Raw genomic sequence first — 17,012 nt, forward strand, 5'->3', positions numbered from 1 at the left:
GCGGGCGGCGTTGACGGCCGGCAGCGGCACGGGCCCGGGGACGCCCGCCCGGCGGCCGCGGCACGGGCCGGGCAGGGAGGCGTTCCCCGCGGAGCCCCGGCCGAGGCTCGGCGGGAGTTCCCCGCGGAGCCCCGGCGGGGGCACGCGCGAGGCGGGCCCCTCTCGTACCGGCGTGACGCATCGCACCACACGCCCTGACCTGGGCTTTCCCCGGCCGCGAGGCCCATCGGGGCCCGCGCTGTCAGTGCCCGGGGCTAGCCTCTTGGACGTGCCAGCCCGCATCACTGATCCCGAGCAGCTCAAGGAGCTCCTCGGGATCCCGTTCACCCCGGAGCAGACGGCGTGCATCACCGCCCCGCCCGCCCCGCAGGTGATCGTGGCCGGTGCCGGGTCCGGCAAGACGACGGTGATGGCGGCCCGTGTGGTGTGGCTGGTCGGCACCGGCCAGGTCGCCCCCGAGCAGGTCCTCGGCCTGACGTTCACCAACAAGGCCGCCGGCGAACTCGCCGAGCGTGTCCGGAAGGCGCTGGTCAGAGCGGGCGTCACCGATCCGGAAGCCATCGATCCGGACAACCCGCCCGGCGAGCCGGTGATCTCCACCTACCACGCCTTCGCCGGCCGTCTGCTGACCGACCACGGCCTGCGCATCGGGCTCGAACCCACCGCCCGCCTGCTCGCCGACGCCACCCGCTACCAGCTCGCCGCGCGCGTGCTGCGCGAGGCCCCGGGACCCTACCCGGCACTGACCCGCTCCTTCCCGGACCTGGTCAGCGACCTGCTCGCCCTCGACGCCGAACTCGCCGAGCACCTCGTGCGCCCGGAGGACCTGCGCACCTGGGACGCCGGCCTGCTCGGCGCCCTCGAGGGCGCCAAGCTCGGCAACGCCGACCTGCGCAAGGTCCCCGAGGCGGCGGCAGCCCGCCGGGAACTGGCCGAGCTGGTGCTCCGCTACCGGACCGCCAAACGCGAACGCGACCTGCTCGACTTCGGCGACCAGATCGCGCTCGCGGCGCGGCTCGCCCAGCTGCCCGAGGTCGGCCGCGTCCTGCGCGACGAGTTCCGCGTGGTCCTGCTCGACGAGTACCAGGACACGTCGGTCGCGCAGCGGATCCTGCTGGCCGGCCTGTTCGGCGGCGGCACGGGCCACCCGGTGACCGCCGTCGGCGACCCCTGCCAGGCCATCTACGGCTGGCGCGGCGCGTCCGTCGCCAACCTCGACGACTTCCCCGAGCACTTCGCACACGCCGACGGCCGCCCCGCCACCCGCCAGGCGCTCAGCGAGAACCGCCGCAGCGGCGGCCGCCTCCTCGACCTCGCCAACACCCTCGCCGAGCCGCTGCGCGCCCTGCACGAAGGCGTCGAGGCGCTGCGCCCCGCCCCCGGCGCCGAACGCGACGGCACGGTCCGCTGCGCGCTGCTGCGCACCCACGCCGAGGAGATCGCCTGGGTGGCCGACTCCGTCGCCCACCTGGTGCGGACCGGGAAGACGCCCGGCGAGATCGCCGTGCTGTGCCGTACGGCCACGGACTTCGCGGAGATCCAGGGCGCGCTGGTCGCCCGGGACATCCCCGTCGAGGTGGTCGGCCTGTCCGGGCTGCTGCACCTGCCCGAGGTCGCCGACCTCGTCGCCGTCTGCGAGGTCCTGCAGGACCCCGGCGCCAACGCCTCCCTGGTCCGTCTGCTGACCGGCCCGCGCTGGCGCATCGGCCCCCGCGACCTGGCCCTGCTCGGGCGGCGGGCGCGGCTGATCGTCTCCCGCGCCCGCCCGGACGCCGGCGACGACCCCGACCGGCGGCTCGCCCAGGCCGTCGAGGGCACCGACCCGGCGGAGGTGATCTCGCTCGCCGACGCACTCGACACCTTCCTGGAGACGCCGCTGGACCGCGGGGGCGACGACGACGGGCTGCCGTTCTCCGCGGACGCGCGCGTGCGGTTCGCCCGGCTGGCCGCCGAGCTGCGCGACCTGCGCCGCTCGCTGGCGGACCCGCTGATGGACGTCCTGCACCGCGTCCTCGCCGTCACCGGCCTGGAGGTGGAGCTGTCGGCGTCGCCGCACGCCCTGGCGGCCCGCCGCCGCGAGACCCTGTCGAACTTCCTCGACGTCGCCGCCTCCTTCGCCGCGGGCGACGGCGAGGCCACGCTGCTCGCCTTCCTCGGCTTCCTGCGTACCGCCGCCCAGTACGAGAAGGGCCTGGACAACGCGCTGCCCGGCGGCGAGAACACCGTCAAGGTGCTCACCGCCCACAAGTCCAAGGGCCTGGAATGGGACGTCGTCGTGGTCCCCGGCCTGGTCACCGGGACCTTCCCCAGCAGCCAGGGCCGGGAGAAGTGGACCGCGCAGGGCAAGGTCCTGCCGCACGCCCTGCGCGGCGACGCGGACACCCTGCCCGACGTCGCCGGCTGGGACGCCCGCGGCATGAAGGCGTTCCACGAGGCCATGAAGGAGCACCAGCACACCGAGGAACTGCGCCTCGGCTACGTCGCCTTCACCCGCCCCCGCTCCCTGCTCCTCGGCTCCGGCCACTGGTGGGGCCCGAGCCAGAAGAAGCCCCGCGGCCCGTCCGCCTTCCTCACGGCCCTGTACGACCACTGCGCCGCGGGCTACGGCGAGATCGAGGTCTGGGCGGACGAGCCGGAGGAGGGCGAGGAGAACCCGGCCCTGCACCAGGCGGCCGCCGACCGGCTCTGGCCCCTGCCGCTGGACGAGGCCGCCCTCGCCCGCCGGCGCGCCGCCGCCGCGACGGTCCTCGCCCACCTGGACGACCTGGCCTCGGCCGCGGACGGCCACCCGGCGGCGGCGCACGACCCGGCCGCCCACGGAGACCCCGACTGGCCCCCGCCCCCGGAGGACGACGCACCACCCCACGACGAGCCCGACCCCTTCGCGGACGAGCCGTACCCGGACGACCCTTTCGCGGGCGAGCCCCACCCGGACGACCCCTTCGACGCCGATCCCCACCCGGACGACCCCTTCGACGCCGATTCCGTCGCCGGTGACCGGGACGACCCCTTCGACGCCGCGCTGTTCGACGACGGACCGCTCGGTGCCGGGTCCGCCGACGACGCCGAACCGCTCGGCGCGGAGGCCTTCGAGGACTCCCGCGGGCCCGCAGCCCCGCAGGACGCCCCCGTTCAGGACGCCCGCACCGGGGGCGCCCGCACCACGGGCACGGGCACCCCCGTCGGGGACGGCCCGGGCCGGGAGCATCCCGCCGGCCGGGGCGACGCCCGGACGAGCGGCCGCCCGGCGGTGCCGCACCAGGCGACGGCCCCGGACGACGGCACCGCCCTGCCGCCCGCACGCCCCCACCCGCACCCACCGGGACCGCGGCCCGCGCCGCTCACCCCGGAGGAGGCCCGCGTCGTGGCCTCCTGGGACCGCGACCTCGACGCGCTCACCGGGGAGCTGAGGCGCGCGCGGCAGAGCGTCACCGACGTGCCCCTGCCGGTGACGCTGACCGCCTCGCAGCTGCTGCGCCTGGCCGCCGATCCGGACGGGTTCGCCAGGGAGCTCGCACGCCCCATGCCGCGCCCCCCGCAGCCCGCAGCGCGCCGGGGCACCCGTTTCCACGCCTGGATCGAGTCGCGCTTCGAAGAGCTGACCCTGCCGCTGCTGGAGCCCGACGAGCTCCCCGGCAGCGATGCGGAGATCGCCGACGAGCGCGACCTAGAGGCCCTCAAGGACGCCTTCGAGCGCACCCCGTACGCCCACCGCACCCCCTACCGCGTCGAGGCCCCCTTCCAGCTGGCCCTCGCCGGCCGCGTGGTCCGGGGCCGTATCGACGCCGTCTACAAGGAGGGGGAGGGCGAGCAGGTGACGTACGAGATCGTCGACTGGAAGACCGGGCGCGGCGGCAGCGCCGACCCGCTCCAGCTCGCCGTGTACCGGCTGGCCTGGGCCGAGCAGCACGGTGTGCCCCTGGAGCGCGTCACGGCCGGCTTCCTCTACGTCCGCACCGGCGAGGTCGTACGGCCGCAGCGCCTCCCGGACCGGGCCGCACTGGAGCGGCTGCTCCTGGAGGAGCCGTCAAGTGCCCCGTCGTGTGACATACCGCCCGGCGAGGGCACCGGCACGGGCGGATAGGGTCGGGAGCATGAGCCAGACCCCGGACAGCGCCGTCCGCACGTACATCGAGCAGCACCGTGCCGCCTTCCTCGACGACCTCGCCGAGTGGCTGCGCATCCCGTCCGTGTCGGCGCAGCCCGACCACGGGGACGACGTGCGGCGCAGCGCCGACTGGCTCGCGGCCAAACTGAGGGAGACCGGCTTCCCCACCGCCGAGGTCTGGCAGACGCCGGGCGCCCCGGCCGTCTTCGCCGAGTGGCCGTGCGACGACCCCGACGCCCCCACGGTCCTGGTCTACGGGCACCACGACGTGCAGCCCGCCGCCCGGGAGGACGGCTGGCACAGCGAACCGTTCGAGCCCGTCATCCGCGACGGGCGCATGTACGCGCGCGGAGCGGCCGACGACAAGGGCCAGGTGTTCCTGCACACACTCGGCGTCCGCGCACACCTCGCCGCCACCGGCCGCACCTGCCCGGCCGTGCACCTGAAGCTGCTGATCGAGGGCGAGGAGGAATCCGGCTCACCGCACTTCCGCGCCCTGGTCGAGCGCCGGGCGCAGCGCCTGGCCGCCGACGCGGTCATCGTCTCCGACACCGGCATGTGGTCCGAGGACACCCCCACGGTGTGCACCGGCATGCGCGGCCTCGCCGAGTGCGAGATCCGGCTGCAGGGCCCCGACCAGGACATCCACTCCGGCTCCTTCGGCGGCGCCGTGCCCAACCCGGCGACCGCGGTGGCGCGGCTCGTGGCCGCCCTGCACGACGAGCACGCGCGCGTGGCGATCCCCGGCTTCTACGACGGTGTGGTGGAACTCACCGACCGTGAGCGTGAGCTCTTCGCCGAGCTGCCCTTCGACGAGCGGCAGTGGCTGCGCGCCGCCAAGTCGCACGCCACCCACGGCGAGGACGGCTACACCACCCTGGAACGCGTCTGGGCCCGTCCCACCGCCGAGGTCAACGGCATCGGCGGTGGCTACCAGGGCCCCGGCAGCAAGACGGTCGTCCCGTCCACCGCCATGGTGAAGCTGTCGTTCCGGCTGGTCGCCGGCCAGGACCCGGAGCACATCGAGAAGGCCGTCCGCGCCTGGGCCGCCGAACAGCTGCCCGCCGGGATCCGGCACGACATCGTCTTCGGCTCGGCCACGCGCCCGTGCCTGACACCGCTGGACCACCCGGCCCTGCAGTCCGTGGTCCGCGCCATGGGCCGCGCCTTCGAGCAGCCGGTCCGCCACACCCGCGAGGGCGGCTCGGGACCCGCCGCCGACCTGCAGGAGGTCCTCGGCGCCCCCGTGCTCTTCCTCGGCATCTCCGTCCCGTCCGACGGCTGGCACGCCCCCGACGAGAAGGTGGAGCTCGCCCTCCTGCTCAAGGGCGCCGAGACCAGCGCCTATCTGTGGGGCGACCTCGCGGAGCACTGCCGCCATGCGCCGTGAGGGACGGCCGCCGTCCGAAGCGGTGCGCCGCGGGAGGCACACTGGAGAGGCCGTCCCGTACCGCCAGGCCCCGCCGGACGTGGTCGCCTCCCGCCGTACGTCCTGCTGAACCGCCGCCGAAACAACCGTTGCACCGGGGGAGTTGGAAGCACTCGTGACCACCTGGACCGACCACAACGCCGATCGACCCATCTCGCTCACCGCGCCCAGCGGCATCGACCGGGCCGCCCACCACCGGCTCGACGAGGCCTGGCTCGCCGCGGCGTGGAGCCACCCCACCACCCGCTGCTTCGTGGTCTCCGGCGGTCAGGTCCTCATCGACGAGACGCCCGACGGGCGCACCGAGCTCGTCATGACGCCCTCCTTCGAGGCCCCCCTCACCGAGGCGCACCGCTACTTCCTGGGCACGGACGCGGACGGCGTGAGCTACTTCGCCCTGCAGAAGGACTCCCTGCCCGGCCGCATGGACCAGTCCGCCCGTGCGGCGGGGCTGCGCGAGGCCGGCCTGCTCCTGTCGCCCCGGGACGCCGGCCTGATGGTGCACGCGGTCGCCCTGGAGAACTGGCAGCGGCTGCACCGCTTCTGCTCCCGCTGCGGCGAGCGCACCGTGATCGCGGCGGCCGGCCACATCCGGCGCTGCCCGGCCTGCGGCGCGGAGCACTACCCGCGCACCGACCCGGCCGTGATCATGGCGGTCACCGACGACGAGGACCGCATCCTCCTGGGCCGTCAGGTCCACTGGCCCGAGGGCCGTTTCTCCACGCTCGCCGGCTTCGTCGAACCGGGGGAGTCCATCGAGCAGGCGGTGCGCCGCGAGGTCCACGAGGAGGTCGGCATCGCCGTCGGCGAGGTCGAGTACGTCGCCAGCCAGCCCTGGCCGTTCCCGTCCAGCCTCATGCTGGGCTTCATGGCGCAGGCCACCACCACCGGCATCGAGGTCGACGGCGACGAGATCCACGAGGCCCGCTGGTTCTCCCGTGACGAACTGGGCGCCGCGTTCGACTCCGGCGAGGTGCTGCCGCCGTACGGCATCTCGATCGCGGCCCGCCTGATCCAACTCTGGTACGGCAAGCCGCTCCCGACGCGGAGCGTGTGACCCCGGGACGCCGAACGGCGGCGGCTCCCGGGTCATCCGGGGGCTGCCGGCTCTGCCGCACCGCCGACGACGGCCCGGGCGGGCAGGGCACCGCTGCGCGCGCCCGTCCCCGGCGGGGTCCGGGCCCACCGGGGCGCCGAGCGGGAGCCACTGCCGGGACCGGGCGCTCATGGCGGCCGGGTGGTCACGCGAGCAGGGGGCGCCCCTCCATCGCGGCCTCGATGTGCTCGTCCCTGAGCGCGTCCTGGCCGTGCTCGGCGATGAAGGCCAGCACCCGGCCGAGGGGCGAGTCCGGAGGGGGCGGCTCCTCGCTGATCGTGAAGCCGAGCATCTGCGCCCAGAAGGCCGCGCCCACGTCCTGCGGGTTGTTCATGTCCATGCTGCGCACGGTAGCCGGAGGGTCTGACAACCGGGCGCCCGGAAGCCGAGGCCGTGGACGGGCCGGCAGCCGGGGTGACCGGAGCCGGGGCCACGGACGGGCCGGCGGACGAGGTGAGCGAAAAGCGTGCTCTGGAGTAGCCCCGCGCACGGGGCGCACACAGGAAACCCCCGAGCGGCCCTCGGGGCCGTCGGGGGTCGTGCGGCGCGGGGGTCAGGCGCCGAGGGCCTGCTTCACCTGGGCGAGGCTCGGGTTGGTCATGACAACCTCGGCGCCTCCCTGGGCGGGGACGACCCGAACCGTCGGCACCGTCTGGTTTCCGCCGTTCGCCTTCTCGACGAACGCCGCGGACTCCGGGTCCTGCTCGATGTTGATCTCGTCGTACGTGATGCCCTCGCGGTCCAGCTGGCTCTTCAGCCGGCGGCAGTAGCCACACCAAGTGGTGCTGTACATCGTCACAGTGCCCGGCATGTCTCTCGCGCTCCTCGTCAACGGCTCGGCGATGTCTCTCGTAGTGGTGCGAACATACGGGAAGGGGGACCGCATTCCCGCGGGGGGTATGCGGCCGGACGTGACCCTCACCGCACCCGGCGGGGCGGGCGCCGTCCGTCCCGTACCTGTTCCCCGGCGCCACCTGGGTATTGGTACGACCGCGCAGGCCCGCCTGTGGACAACCCGCTCACCCGTCCCGGGCGACCTGGCAGCATGGCTGTGTGACAGCAGCAACGCACTCCACCCTCTTCCCGCACGTACCGGACTCGGCCGACGCGGTGCTCGAAGGGCTCGACCCCGAGCAGCGCGAGGTGGCCACCGCCCTGCGCGGTCCGGTGTGCGTCCTGGCGGGCGCGGGCACGGGCAAGACGCGGGCGATCACCCACCGCATCGCCTACGGAGTGCGTGCCGGGATCCTCCAGCCCTCCAGCGTGCTGGCCGTCACCTTCACCAACCGTGCCGCCGGCGAGATGCGCGGCCGGCTCCGGCAGCTCGGCGCGCACGGCGTCCAGGCCCGCACCTTCCACTCGGCCGCCCTGCGGCAGCTGCAGTACTTCTGGCCGAAAGCCGTCGGCGGCAGCATGCCCCGGCTCGTCGACCGCAAGATCCAGCTCGTCGCGGACGCGGCCGCCGCCTGCCGTATCCGGCTGGACCGGGGCGAGCTGCGGGACGTGACCGGCGAGATCGAGTGGTCCAAGGTCACCCAGACCGTCCCCGCCGACTATCCGCTCGCGGCCGCGAAGGCCGGCCGGGAGGCCCCGCGCGACCCGGCGGAGATCGCCCACCTTTACTCCGCCTACGAGGACCTCAAGCGGGACCGCGGGGTCATCGACTTCGAGGACGTCCTGCTGCTGACGGTCGCCGTCCTCCAGGACCGCCAGGACGTCGCCGAGCAGGTCCGCGGCCAGTACCAGCACTTCGTCGTCGACGAGTACCAGGACGTCAGCCCCCTCCAGCAGCGGCTGCTGGAACTGTGGCTCGGCGGCCGCGACAGCCTGTGCGTCGTCGGCGACGCCAGCCAGACGATCTACTCGTTCACGGGAGCCACGCCCGACCACCTGCTCGACTTCCGCACCCGCCACCCGGGTGCCACGGTGATCAGGCTGGTCCGTGACTACCGCTCCACCCCCCAGGTCGTCCACCTCGCCAACGGGCTGCTCGCCCAGGCCCGTGGCCGCGCCGCCGACCACCGGCTGGAGCTCGTCTCCCAGCGGCCCGGCGGACCCGAACCCGTCTACGCCGAGTACACGGACGAGCCCGCCGAGGCGGAGGGCGCCGCCCGCCGCATCCGGGACCTCATCGCCTCCGGTGTGCCCGCGAGCGAGATCGCGGTGCTGTTCCGCACCAACTCCCAGTCCGAGACCTACGAGCAGGCCCTCGCGGACGCCGGCGTGCCCTACCAGCTGCGCGGCGCGGAGCGCTTCTTCGACCGCCCGGAGGTCCGCAAGGCGGGCATCGCCCTGCGCGGCGCCGCCCGCTTCGGGGGCAACGACTCCCTGCTCGACGACGTCGTGGACCTGCCCTCCCAGGTGCGCGCCGTGCTGTCCGGCGAGGGCTGGACACCGCAGCCGCCGGCCGGATCGGGAGCCGTCCGGGAGCGCTGGGAGTCACTGGCCGCCCTGGTCAACCTCGCGCAGGACTTCGCCGCCGCCCGGCCCGGCGCCACGCTCGGCGACCTCGTGGCCGAGCTGGACGAGCGGGCGAACGCCCAGCACGCCCCGACCGTCCAGGGCGTCACCCTCGCCTCCCTCCACTCGGCCAAGGGACTGGAGTGGGACGTCGTCTTCCTGGTCGGCGTCGCCGAGGGCATGATGCCGATCACCTACGCCAGGACCGACGAGCAGATCGAGGAGGAGCGCCGCCTCCTCTACGTCGGTGTCACCCGCGCACGCGAGCGCCTCCACCTGTCCTGGGCCCTGGCCCGGTCACCGGGCGGCCGTCCGAGCCGCCGTCCCAGCCGCTTCCTGGACGGACTGCGCCCGGGTACGACCGCCACCGTCGGCCGTACCGTCCCGGGGTTCACCGGGGGGATCGAGCGGGGTCACCCGGTAGTGGGCAGCACGGCTCCGGTGGTGCGGCGCGGCGGGCGCACCCCGGCGCGCTGCCGGGTCTGCGGCCGCACGCTCACCGACGCGGGTGAGATGAAGCTGATGCGCTGCGAGGACTGCCCCTCCGACATGGACGAGGGTCTCTACGAGCGGCTGCGCGCGTGGCGGGCGGTGCAGGCCCAGCGCAGCGGCCAGCCCGCCTTCTGCGTCTTCACCGACAAGACGCTGATGGCGATCGCCGAGGCCGCCCCGGACGACGAGCGGGAACTGGCGCGCATCCCGGGGGTCGGCATGCGCAAGCTCAGGCGCCACGGAGCCGATGTTCTCGCCATCTGCGCAGGCCAAGAGCCTGGGGGTGAAGAAGGCGAAGACTGACGCCAACTCGTCGAAAAAATAGTTTGCGCACGCCCCGGCAATCCCCATAGGTTCTTGGTCACGGGAACGGCGGCCTTCCTGAGGCCCTGGTTCCGTGTTGTACTTGCACACCCGAACGGGCCGGTTCACCCCGGTCCACGAGACGCCGAGAGGAGGCGAGTCCAGTGATCAGCATCAACAGCAGCTCCTTCAGCACCGCCAAAATGACCGATCGCTCGGCCGTCTCCCTGTGCATGCTCGGCGCCTCGTTCCAGGGCACCGGTCTGTCCGGCATTCGTGCCGTGCGTCCGGCGTCCTCCGTGTCTCCCGTCGCGGGCCTTCCCGTCCGTGAGCGCGATGAGCGACCGACCAAGGCACTGGAAGCAGTAGAGGCACAGGCGCAGGCCTATGCCTTCGCGGCAGCCGGTGCCGGTAACCGGAAGCTGACGACGCAGCACCACCTGATGTGGGCCTTCCGTGGGCCAGAACCCTGGAGTGATCCAGCCTGATCGCCGATCAGGCCGGCGCCTTCAGGGCCGCGGAACCCCATCCGGGATCCGCGGCCCTTCTGTTTTCCCCGAACGGGGACGACGGCGCGAAGGGGCCTCGGGACAAGAAAAGAACCCGGTACCACGCCGACACCCGGCCGACCGGCCGGACCGACCAGACGAGGAAGACGAACCGTGCAACTCGAAGCGCACGCCCCGTCCGTACCGCCTTCCGAAACGATCCCCCCGCCCGGCCCCACGGAGGACTCCGCCTTGATCCCGCTCACCGCGCTCACCGCGCTCGACGACGCCATCGAGAACCTCGGCGTACCCGTCCCGTGCCGTTCCTACGACCCGGAGGTCTTCTTCGCCGAGTCGCCGGCGGACGTCGAGTACGCCAAGTCCCTGTGCCGCACCTGCCCGCTGATGGAGGCCTGCCTCGCCGGCGCCAAGGAGCGGCGTGAGCCCTGGGGCGTCTGGGGAGGCGAGCTGTTCGTCCAGGGTGTCGTCGTCGCCCGGAAGCGGCCGCGCGGCCGCCCGCGGAAGAACCCGGTCATGGCATGAACAGCCCAGGAACGATCGACCGCCCCCTCACGCACGACCCCCAGAAGCAGGCCCCGATGAAGCCGTCCGCCACCGAGCCCGCGGGCTCCGCGACCGAAGACGTCACCACCACCGGCGCGAACGACTCGCGCCAGAACAGGACCCGAGAGATGCAACTCATCCCAGAAGCCCTGGCCCGTGCGCATATGGACGCGCGACTGCGGGAGGCCGAGCGCGACCGCCCGGCCCTGCGTCTGGCGGCCGCCCGCCGGATGCAGCGCCGTGCCGAGCGCGCCTCGATGCGCGCCCGCCGCGCCCTCGCCATCGCGGTGATGCAGTAACCGGGCACACCGCCAAGCGGTGACCGCCCGGTCAGCAGGGCAAGCAGTTCCTCACACGGGGGCCGGTCCGGCCGAACGGACCGGCCCCCGCGGTGCGCCGTGGCCCGGGCGTCCGCCGCCGCGTCATGATCACCGGATGACGAGTCTTCCCGGAGGCGACGGCGGCGGCTCCACCCCGGAGCCCCCGCTTCCGCCGTGCGCACGCTGCGGCGCCGTGCCGGAGGGCCCGCCTGTCACCTGGACCTGTTCCGTGGAGAACGGCGTGCGCCGCTACTTCTGCGACCGCTGCTCCCGGGACCATCTGAGATCCATCGAGGGCCGCCTCGACTCGGTCTGGTGGTAGGGCCCGCTCACGCCCCGGCGGCGGACTGCTCGTCCTCGTCCGTGTCCGGGACGAATCCGGGCAGCCACTCCTCCAGCTCCTCCCGCAGCCGCACGGTCGCTCCCAGCTGGCACAAAACGCCGATGGTGCTGAGCGTCACCCGGTGGATGAGCAGGTACGCGGGCGGCAGGTTGAGGTTTCGGCCCAGCTGGTAGGCGGGCGAGCGGGGGTCGGCGATGCGTGCCGCCTGGCTGCGCATCCAGCCGCGGGTGAAGGTGAACTCCTCCGCCCGGGCCGGTTCGATGATCGGCAGCAGGTAGTCGAGGACGGCGTCGGGGTCGAGCGCGACCGACTCCTTGACGAAGCCCTCCGCGCGCAGCATGTCGTAGACCGCCTCGGCCTCGCCGTCCAGCGTCATGCGCAGTGACTGGCCGATGGGAGCCGGCAGCCCGCCGGGCAGGCGGTCGACCGTGCCGAAGTCCAGCACGCCCAGGCGCCAGTCGTCCGCGCCACCGGGTCCCCCGGGCAGGAGGCGGAAGTTGCCCGGGTGCGGGTCGGCGTGCAGCAGGCCGGTGCGGGACGGGCCGGAGAACAGGAAGCGGGCCAGGAGCTGGCCGGCGCGGTCGCGCTGCTGCGGGGTGCCGTCCGAGATGACCTCCGACAGCGGGACGCCGTCGATCCACTCGGTGACCAGGACCTGCTCGCCCTGGTGGACCACGGCCGGCACGACGACGTCCGGGTCCTCGGCGAACTCCTCCGCGTGCAGCTGCTGGGCCTGGGCCTCCAGGCTGTAGTCCAGTTCCTCCGAGACGCGGTCCCTGAGCTCGGCGATCAGGGGCTTGACGTCCATGCCGGGGATCAGCGGGCCCAGGAGGCGGGCGAAGCGGCTGAGCTGGTTCAGATCGGACAGCAGGGCCTCGCCGGCGCCCGGGTACTGCACCTTGACGGCCACCTCGCGGCCGTCGTGCCAGACACCCCGGTGCACCTGGCCGATCGAGGCGGCCGCGGACGGCTTGTCCTCGAACTCCTGGAACAGCTCCCGCCAGTCAGCGCCGATGCGCTCCTCGAGGACGGCGTGCACGGTGCGCGTCGGCATCGGCGGTGCCGCCTCCTGGAGCTTGGTCAGCGCGGCCCGGTAGGGGCCGGCCACCTCCTCGGGCAGCGCCGACTCGAAGACGGACAGGGCCTGCCCGAACTTCATCGCCCCGCCCTTGAGCTCACCGAGGACCTTGAACAGCTGCTCGGCCGTGCGCTGCTGCAGTTCGCGGCCGACGATCTCCGCGGACTCGCCGACGATCCGTTTGCCGAGTCCCCAGGTGGCCCGCCCGGCGAACCCCAGCGGGAGCGCGGCGAGCTTGGCGGTACGGGTGACCGCCTTCCGCGGAAGATCAGACATGCGCCCTCCAAGTCCCAGCAAGCCGTGCCGTCCGTGCCCGACGGCATGGCTCCGGTGACGGCCGTTGCTTCGCCATTGTCTCGCGTGGGGCGCCCTCCTCGGAGGTGTCTTCCCTCTCAGCTCTCGCGGCCGATCCGCACGGGCACCCGGGATGAGGCCACAACGGTCGGGCACGCCAGTTCATTCCGGGCACGGACGTCTCCCAGCGGGCGCCCGCGCTGGACGGCGACCGGCCGTCGAGGTACGCCAGCGCGTGCGCGGCCGCCAGTCCGGCGACGGCCGTGGCGAGGGCAAGGTCGCAGGGCGGCACGGGGCGCCGCCTGCCGGAGCGCCACTGGGCCACCAGCCGAGGCCAGGCCCCGTCCCGGTCCGTGCGGTGCCGGTGGAGGCAGCCGGCGCAGCCCGTCTCCCCGGGCAGGACCAGGGGGCCCACCACGCCGGTGCCCTCCACCACACCGGCGTACAGATGAGGTGTTCCCGACGCCACCAGGTCCTCCGCGGCCGACGGATCGGGGGCGTGCACGGCGACGTCGTCCCGAGGGGCGAGGACCACCAGGGAGAATCCCGGATCGCTCCCCTCCTGCTGCCGGGCGCGGGATCCCCGGCGCTGCGGGCGCGCCGGTGCCGCCCGGCGCACGGCCCGGCGCGCCGCCTCGTCCCTGCGCTCGCCCACGCTGTCCGGGGGCAGCCCGCCCGGCGCGACGTCCCACGGCTCGACGCGGCCGCCGTCGCGCACGTCGACCTCGCCGACGCCGGCGCCGGAGAGCACGGCGGCCACCGTCGCGCCCACCCGGCCCGCGCCCCTGACCTGCACGCGCAGACCCTGGCGGGCGGCCAGTCCTTCGATCGCCTCGCCCGGTGCCCGTGCCGTGAGGGAGAGCGTGGCGAGGTCGGGACGCAGCCGGTCCATGACCTCCCGCCGTCCGCGCAGGGTGTCGGCGGCCGCCCCGCCTCCCCGCGCGTCGTCGAGGAGACCGGCACCGGCCAGCCGCTCCACGAGGGCGTCGACATGGCCCTCGGGCAGGTCCATGCGGTGGCCTTCCTCACGGAGGAGGGGAAGCCCGCGGGTGCCGTTCAGCAGGTCCAGGAAGCTGCCCGTCGCGGTGTCCATCGGCCCCAGCGTCATGGCGTGCGCCGGGGTCATCCCGAACTGCACGGTGTTGAGGTCGCGCCAGCCGCGCCTGAGCGCGGGTTTCACGATCGGATGCATGTCAGGCCCCCGTAGCCCCGAGATGAAGAGTCCGGAAGGTGCCGGACGTCCGGTGTGCCGGGGAGCCGGTCAACGCTCCGCCGACGAGTGCCAGGATGCACGGTCCGGCCGGCCGGTGCCGGAAGTTGTCCACAGGTGGTGGATGTTCGTCGTACGAAACGGACGCCAGATGGGGGAACGGCACGGAACCCACCGGACCCGGGACGTCCCTACGCTGCAGCGGGTAACGTCGGGGCGTGTCCGCCGACCCACTGCACCGCGCCGGGACGCCCCGGCGCGGCACGACGAGCCCGCCGCAGGGCAGCGCCGCGTCCGGCGCGTCGCCGGGCAGCGCCGCGACCGGCGACATCGAGGTCCGCAGGAGCGCCCGCCGCCGCAGGACGGTCTCCGCGTACCGCGAGGGCGACCGCACCATCGTGCTCATCCCCGCCCGGATGTCGAAGGCGGAGGAGCAGCGCTGGGTGGGCGTCATGCTCGACAAGCTGGCCGCCCAGGAGAACAGGCGGACGCTGGGCGACGCCGACCTGGCCGAGCGCGCCGAGCGGCTGTCGGCCCAGTACTTCGACGGCCGGGCCCGCCCCGCCTCGGTCCGCTGGGTCACCAACCAGAACACCCGCTGGGGGTCGTGCACCCCGGCCGAGGGCAGCATCCGCCTCTCGCACCGCCTGCAGGGGATGCCCGAGTACGTCGTCGACTACGTCCTGCTGCACGAGCTGGCCCACCTGCTCGTGCCCGGCCACGGCCCCGGCTTCTGGCGGCTGCTGGAGGCCTATCCGCGCACCGAGCGGGCCCGGGGCTACCTCGAGGGCGTCGCCGCCGCGGGCCGGCTGCCGCATCCGCCGGGCGGCCGCGGCGAGTGACCGTTCGCCCCGGCGGGGCACGGCCGGTCCCGCGGTGTGTACCGGGTCTGTACCGACTTCATCCGGTGCCGGAATTTGCCGTTAGCCTGGCGCGACGCACTCGCACTCGGGATGGGGGACGGTCGTTACGCATGCCCAGGGAATTCCAACGCGGCCACAAGGCCAGGATCAGTGACCTCACCGCGGGCACGGACCTGTACGTAGGCGTGCAGATCTCCGGACCCGGTCTGAGCTTCGACATCAGCTGCTTCGGTCTGGACGCCGAGGAGCGGCTCTCGGACGACCGCTACTTCGTCTTCTTCAACCAGCCCAAGTCGCCGGAGGAGGCCATCCAGCAGCTGGGCCCGCAGGCGGGCGACACGGAGTCCTTCCGGGTCACGCTGGACCGCATCCCCGCGCAGATCCAGAAGCTGTCGTTCACGGCGACCCTCGACGGCGCCGGGCAGATGTCGCAGATCGGCCCCGGACGTCTGCGCATCGTGGCCGGCGGCGAGGAGGTGGCCCGCTACTCGTTCAGCGGCTCGGAGTTCTCCACCGAGCGGGCCGTCATGCTCGGCGACTTCTACCTGAAGGACGTCTGGCGGTTCGCCGCCGTCGGGCAGGGCTTCGACGGCGGTCTCGAGGCACTGCTGAGGCACTTCGGCGGCGAGGTGCTGGAGGAGGAGAGTTCCGCCCCGCCGGAGCCGCAGACCGGCGGCGCGCCGGGCTTCGCCCCGCCCGCCTTCGCCCCGCCGGCCCAGAACGGCGCCCCGCCCGCGTTCGGCGTCCCCTCCGGACCGCCGGCCCCCGCGCCGGCGCCGGCCCCCGCTCCCCAGCCCGCCGGGCACACCTTCGCGCCGCCCGCCGGGCACACTTTCGCGCCACCCGCCGGCGCCACCCCGCCTCCGCCCCCGGCACCCGCGCAGCCCGTGCACGCCGCGCCGACGATCGTGGCGCCCGTGACCCCGCCCGGCGGCACCGTCCCGCCCCCGGCCCCCGGACACCCCGGCCCGCCGCAGCAGCCCTACGGCCAGGCTCCCGGTCGGACCGCGCCCCCGCCTCCCGGCTACGCCCAGCCCCCGGCGCCGCCGGCGCCGGCCCCGCCGCCCGGCTACGGGCAGCCCACCCCGCCCCCGGGCTACGGGCAGCCGCCGTTCGGCCAGGCCCCGGGTCATCCCGCGCCCTACGGCGCCCCGCAGGGCGCCGCGCCCCAGGCCGCCGGTGTGGCCGCGGCGCTGCAGCAGTTCAAGGAGACGCCCACCGGCCTGCGCTGGACGCCGCAGAACAGCAAGCTCATCCGCGCCGACCTCGGCACGGACGGCCGGCCGGTGCTGGCCCGCCAGGGCAGCATGGTGCTCTACCAGGGCAAGGTCGACTTCAGCTACAAGGGCGCCGGCTTCACCGGCCGGGTCGTGGGCAACGCCACCGGCCAGGAGATGCAGCTGATGCGCTGCACCGGCCAGGGGCAGGTGTTCTTCGCCGAGGACTCCGCCCATCTGCACCCGGTCGAACTCCAGGGCGACGCCATCTGCGTCTCCGCGGACAACGTCCTCGCCTTCGACGAGAGCCTGCAGTACGAGGTCCGCCGCATCGAGGGGCACGGCATCCCCGGAGGCGCCCTGTTCACCATGCAGTTCCAGGGGACGGGCACGGTCGTCGTCAAGACGCACGGCATCCCCGTGGTGCTGCCCGTGACACCGACGACGTTCGTCGACTCCAACGCCGTCGTCGCCTGGTCCGCCGCCGCCCAGGTCATCGTCTCCAGCCAGGTGCGCATGCGCCGCAACGCCTACCCGGGCCACACCGGGGAGGGCGTGAACCTGCAGTTCCGGGCCGCGCCCGGCAATTTCGTCGTCGTCCAGCCGTACGAGGTCTGAGGGAGCCCGACATGAACCAGCCGCTCGCGGGCCACGCCCCCGCACCTGTGACCGCCCGCATGGAGAACCACGGCAGCCACATGCTGAAGGTGGCCATGCAGACCGGCGACGACCTCCTCGCGCGCGTGG

The 17,012-nt window shown here is 74.1% G+C and carries 14 protein-coding genes and 1 pseudogene; 11 read left to right on the forward strand and 4 right to left on the reverse strand.

Features of this window, described 5'->3' with window-relative positions; genetic code table 11:
• Positions 1-268: 268 nt before the first annotated feature.
• The 3 genes from ABZ920_RS15215 (at position 269) to nudC (ending at position 6,594) form a co-directional block, all read left to right on the forward strand.
• A complete protein-coding gene (locus ABZ920_RS15215; protein WP_361503844.1) occupies positions 269-4,084 on the forward strand; it encodes an ATP-dependent DNA helicase in 3,816 nt (1,271 codons plus the stop codon).
• Between the two features lie 10 nt (positions 4,085-4,094).
• Positions 4,095-5,498: a dipeptidase gene (locus ABZ920_RS15220; RefSeq protein ID WP_361503847.1), complete on the forward strand. Its 1,404-nt coding sequence runs from the start codon at positions 4,095-4,097 to the stop codon at positions 5,496-5,498.
• Positions 5,499-5,640: 142 nt separating this feature from the next.
• Entirely contained in the window at positions 5,641-6,594 is a 954-nt protein-coding gene (nudC, locus tag ABZ920_RS15225) for an NAD(+) diphosphatase (protein WP_361503850.1), read from the forward strand.
• Between the two features lie 184 nt (positions 6,595-6,778).
• On the opposite strand, the gene ABZ920_RS15230 is transcribed toward nudC, so the two are convergent.
• Positions 6,779-6,973, reverse strand: coding sequence for a hypothetical protein (locus ABZ920_RS15230; RefSeq protein WP_361503853.1), 195 nt, complete (start codon positions 6,971-6,973; stop codon positions 6,779-6,781).
• 213 nt (positions 6,974-7,186) lie between these two features.
• Entirely contained in the window at positions 7,187-7,444 is a 258-nt protein-coding gene (locus ABZ920_RS15235; RefSeq protein ID WP_361503856.1) for a mycoredoxin, read from the reverse strand.
• Between the two features lie 242 nt (positions 7,445-7,686).
• On the opposite strand from ABZ920_RS15235, the gene ABZ920_RS15240 reads away from it, so the two are divergent.
• The 5 genes from ABZ920_RS15240 to ABZ920_RS15260 all read left to right on the forward strand — a co-directional run bounded on the left by ABZ920_RS15240 (position 7,687) and on the right by ABZ920_RS15260 (position 11,582).
• Positions 7,687-9,888, forward strand: coding sequence for an ATP-dependent DNA helicase UvrD2 (locus ABZ920_RS15240; RefSeq protein WP_361503859.1), 2,202 nt, complete (start codon positions 7,687-7,689; stop codon positions 9,886-9,888).
• Between the two features lie 164 nt (positions 9,889-10,052).
• The gene (locus ABZ920_RS15245) at positions 10,053-10,376 is read left to right on the forward strand and encodes a hypothetical protein (protein ID WP_361503862.1); all 324 of its coding nucleotides are present in this window, start codon (positions 10,053-10,055) and stop codon (positions 10,374-10,376) included.
• A gap of 174 nt (positions 10,377-10,550) precedes the next feature.
• The gene (locus ABZ920_RS15250; protein WP_355743197.1) at positions 10,551-10,919 is read left to right on the forward strand and encodes a WhiB family transcriptional regulator; all 369 of its coding nucleotides are present in this window, start codon (positions 10,551-10,553) and stop codon (positions 10,917-10,919) included.
• Positions 10,916-11,239 (forward strand): hypothetical protein, encoded by a 324-nt coding sequence (locus ABZ920_RS15255; RefSeq protein ID WP_361503866.1) that lies wholly within the window; start codon positions 10,916-10,918, stop codon positions 11,237-11,239. The genes ABZ920_RS15250 and ABZ920_RS15255 overlap by 4 nt, the downstream gene beginning before the upstream one ends.
• Before the next feature lie 136 nt (positions 11,240-11,375).
• Positions 11,376-11,582 (forward strand): hypothetical protein, encoded by a 207-nt coding sequence (locus tag ABZ920_RS15260; protein WP_361503868.1) that lies wholly within the window; start codon positions 11,376-11,378, stop codon positions 11,580-11,582.
• Positions 11,583-11,589: 7 nt separating this feature from the next.
• Here ABZ920_RS15260 and ABZ920_RS15265 read toward each other — a convergent pair whose 3' ends face one another.
• Together ABZ920_RS15265 and ABZ920_RS15270 are read right to left on the reverse strand one after the other, a co-directional pair.
• Positions 11,590-12,957, reverse strand: coding sequence for an AarF/ABC1/UbiB kinase family protein (locus ABZ920_RS15265; protein ID WP_361503871.1), 1,368 nt, complete (start codon positions 12,955-12,957; stop codon positions 11,590-11,592).
• Positions 12,950-14,167: a TOMM precursor leader peptide-binding protein gene (locus ABZ920_RS15270; protein WP_361503874.1), complete on the reverse strand. Its 1,218-nt coding sequence runs from the start codon at positions 14,165-14,167 to the stop codon at positions 12,950-12,952. Before ABZ920_RS15270 ends, ABZ920_RS15265 begins: the two co-directional genes overlap by 8 nt.
• A gap of 236 nt (positions 14,168-14,403) precedes the next feature.
• Between ABZ920_RS15270 and ABZ920_RS15275 the strand changes: the two genes are divergently transcribed.
• From ABZ920_RS15275 to ABZ920_RS15285, 3 genes and pseudogenes are all read left to right on the forward strand, one after another.
• Positions 14,404-15,027, forward strand: coding sequence for a M48 family metallopeptidase (locus ABZ920_RS15275; protein ID WP_361503877.1), 624 nt, complete (start codon positions 14,404-14,406; stop codon positions 15,025-15,027).
• Positions 15,028-15,158: 131 nt separating this feature from the next.
• Positions 15,159-16,883 (forward strand): TerD family protein, encoded by a 1,725-nt coding sequence (locus ABZ920_RS15280; protein ID WP_361503880.1) that lies wholly within the window; start codon positions 15,159-15,161, stop codon positions 16,881-16,883.
• Positions 16,884-16,894: 11 nt separating this feature from the next.
• Positions 16,895-17,012: pseudogene (locus ABZ920_RS15285) on the forward strand (AIM24 family protein); the annotation flags it as partial.

This window comes from Streptomyces sp. NPDC046831 (assembly GCF_040645305.1).
In the GTDB taxonomy this organism is placed as follows: domain Bacteria; phylum Actinomycetota; class Actinomycetes; order Streptomycetales; family Streptomycetaceae; genus Streptomyces.

Coding starts and splice junctions, on each gene's coding strand:
- ABZ920_RS15220 (WP_361503847.1), top strand. CDS start 4,095: ATGAGCCAGACCCCGGACAGCGCCGTCCGCACGTACATCGAGCAGCAC.
- ABZ920_RS15230 (WP_361503853.1), bottom strand. CDS start 6,973: ATGGACATGAACAACCCGCAGGACGTGGGCGCGGCCTTCTGGGCGCAG.
- ABZ920_RS15235 (WP_361503856.1), bottom strand. CDS start 7,444: ATGCCGGGCACTGTGACGATGTACAGCACCACTTGGTGTGGCTACTGC.
- ABZ920_RS15255 (WP_361503866.1), top strand. CDS start 10,916: ATGAACAGCCCAGGAACGATCGACCGCCCCCTCACGCACGACCCCCAG.
- ABZ920_RS15260 (WP_361503868.1), top strand. CDS start 11,376: ATGACGAGTCTTCCCGGAGGCGACGGCGGCGGCTCCACCCCGGAGCCC.
- ABZ920_RS15265 (WP_361503871.1), bottom strand. CDS start 12,957: ATGTCTGATCTTCCGCGGAAGGCGGTCACCCGTACCGCCAAGCTCGCC.
- ABZ920_RS15270 (WP_361503874.1), bottom strand. CDS start 14,167: ATGCATCCGATCGTGAAACCCGCGCTCAGGCGCGGCTGGCGCGACCTC.
- ABZ920_RS15280 (WP_361503880.1), top strand. CDS start 15,159: ATGCCCAGGGAATTCCAACGCGGCCACAAGGCCAGGATCAGTGACCTC.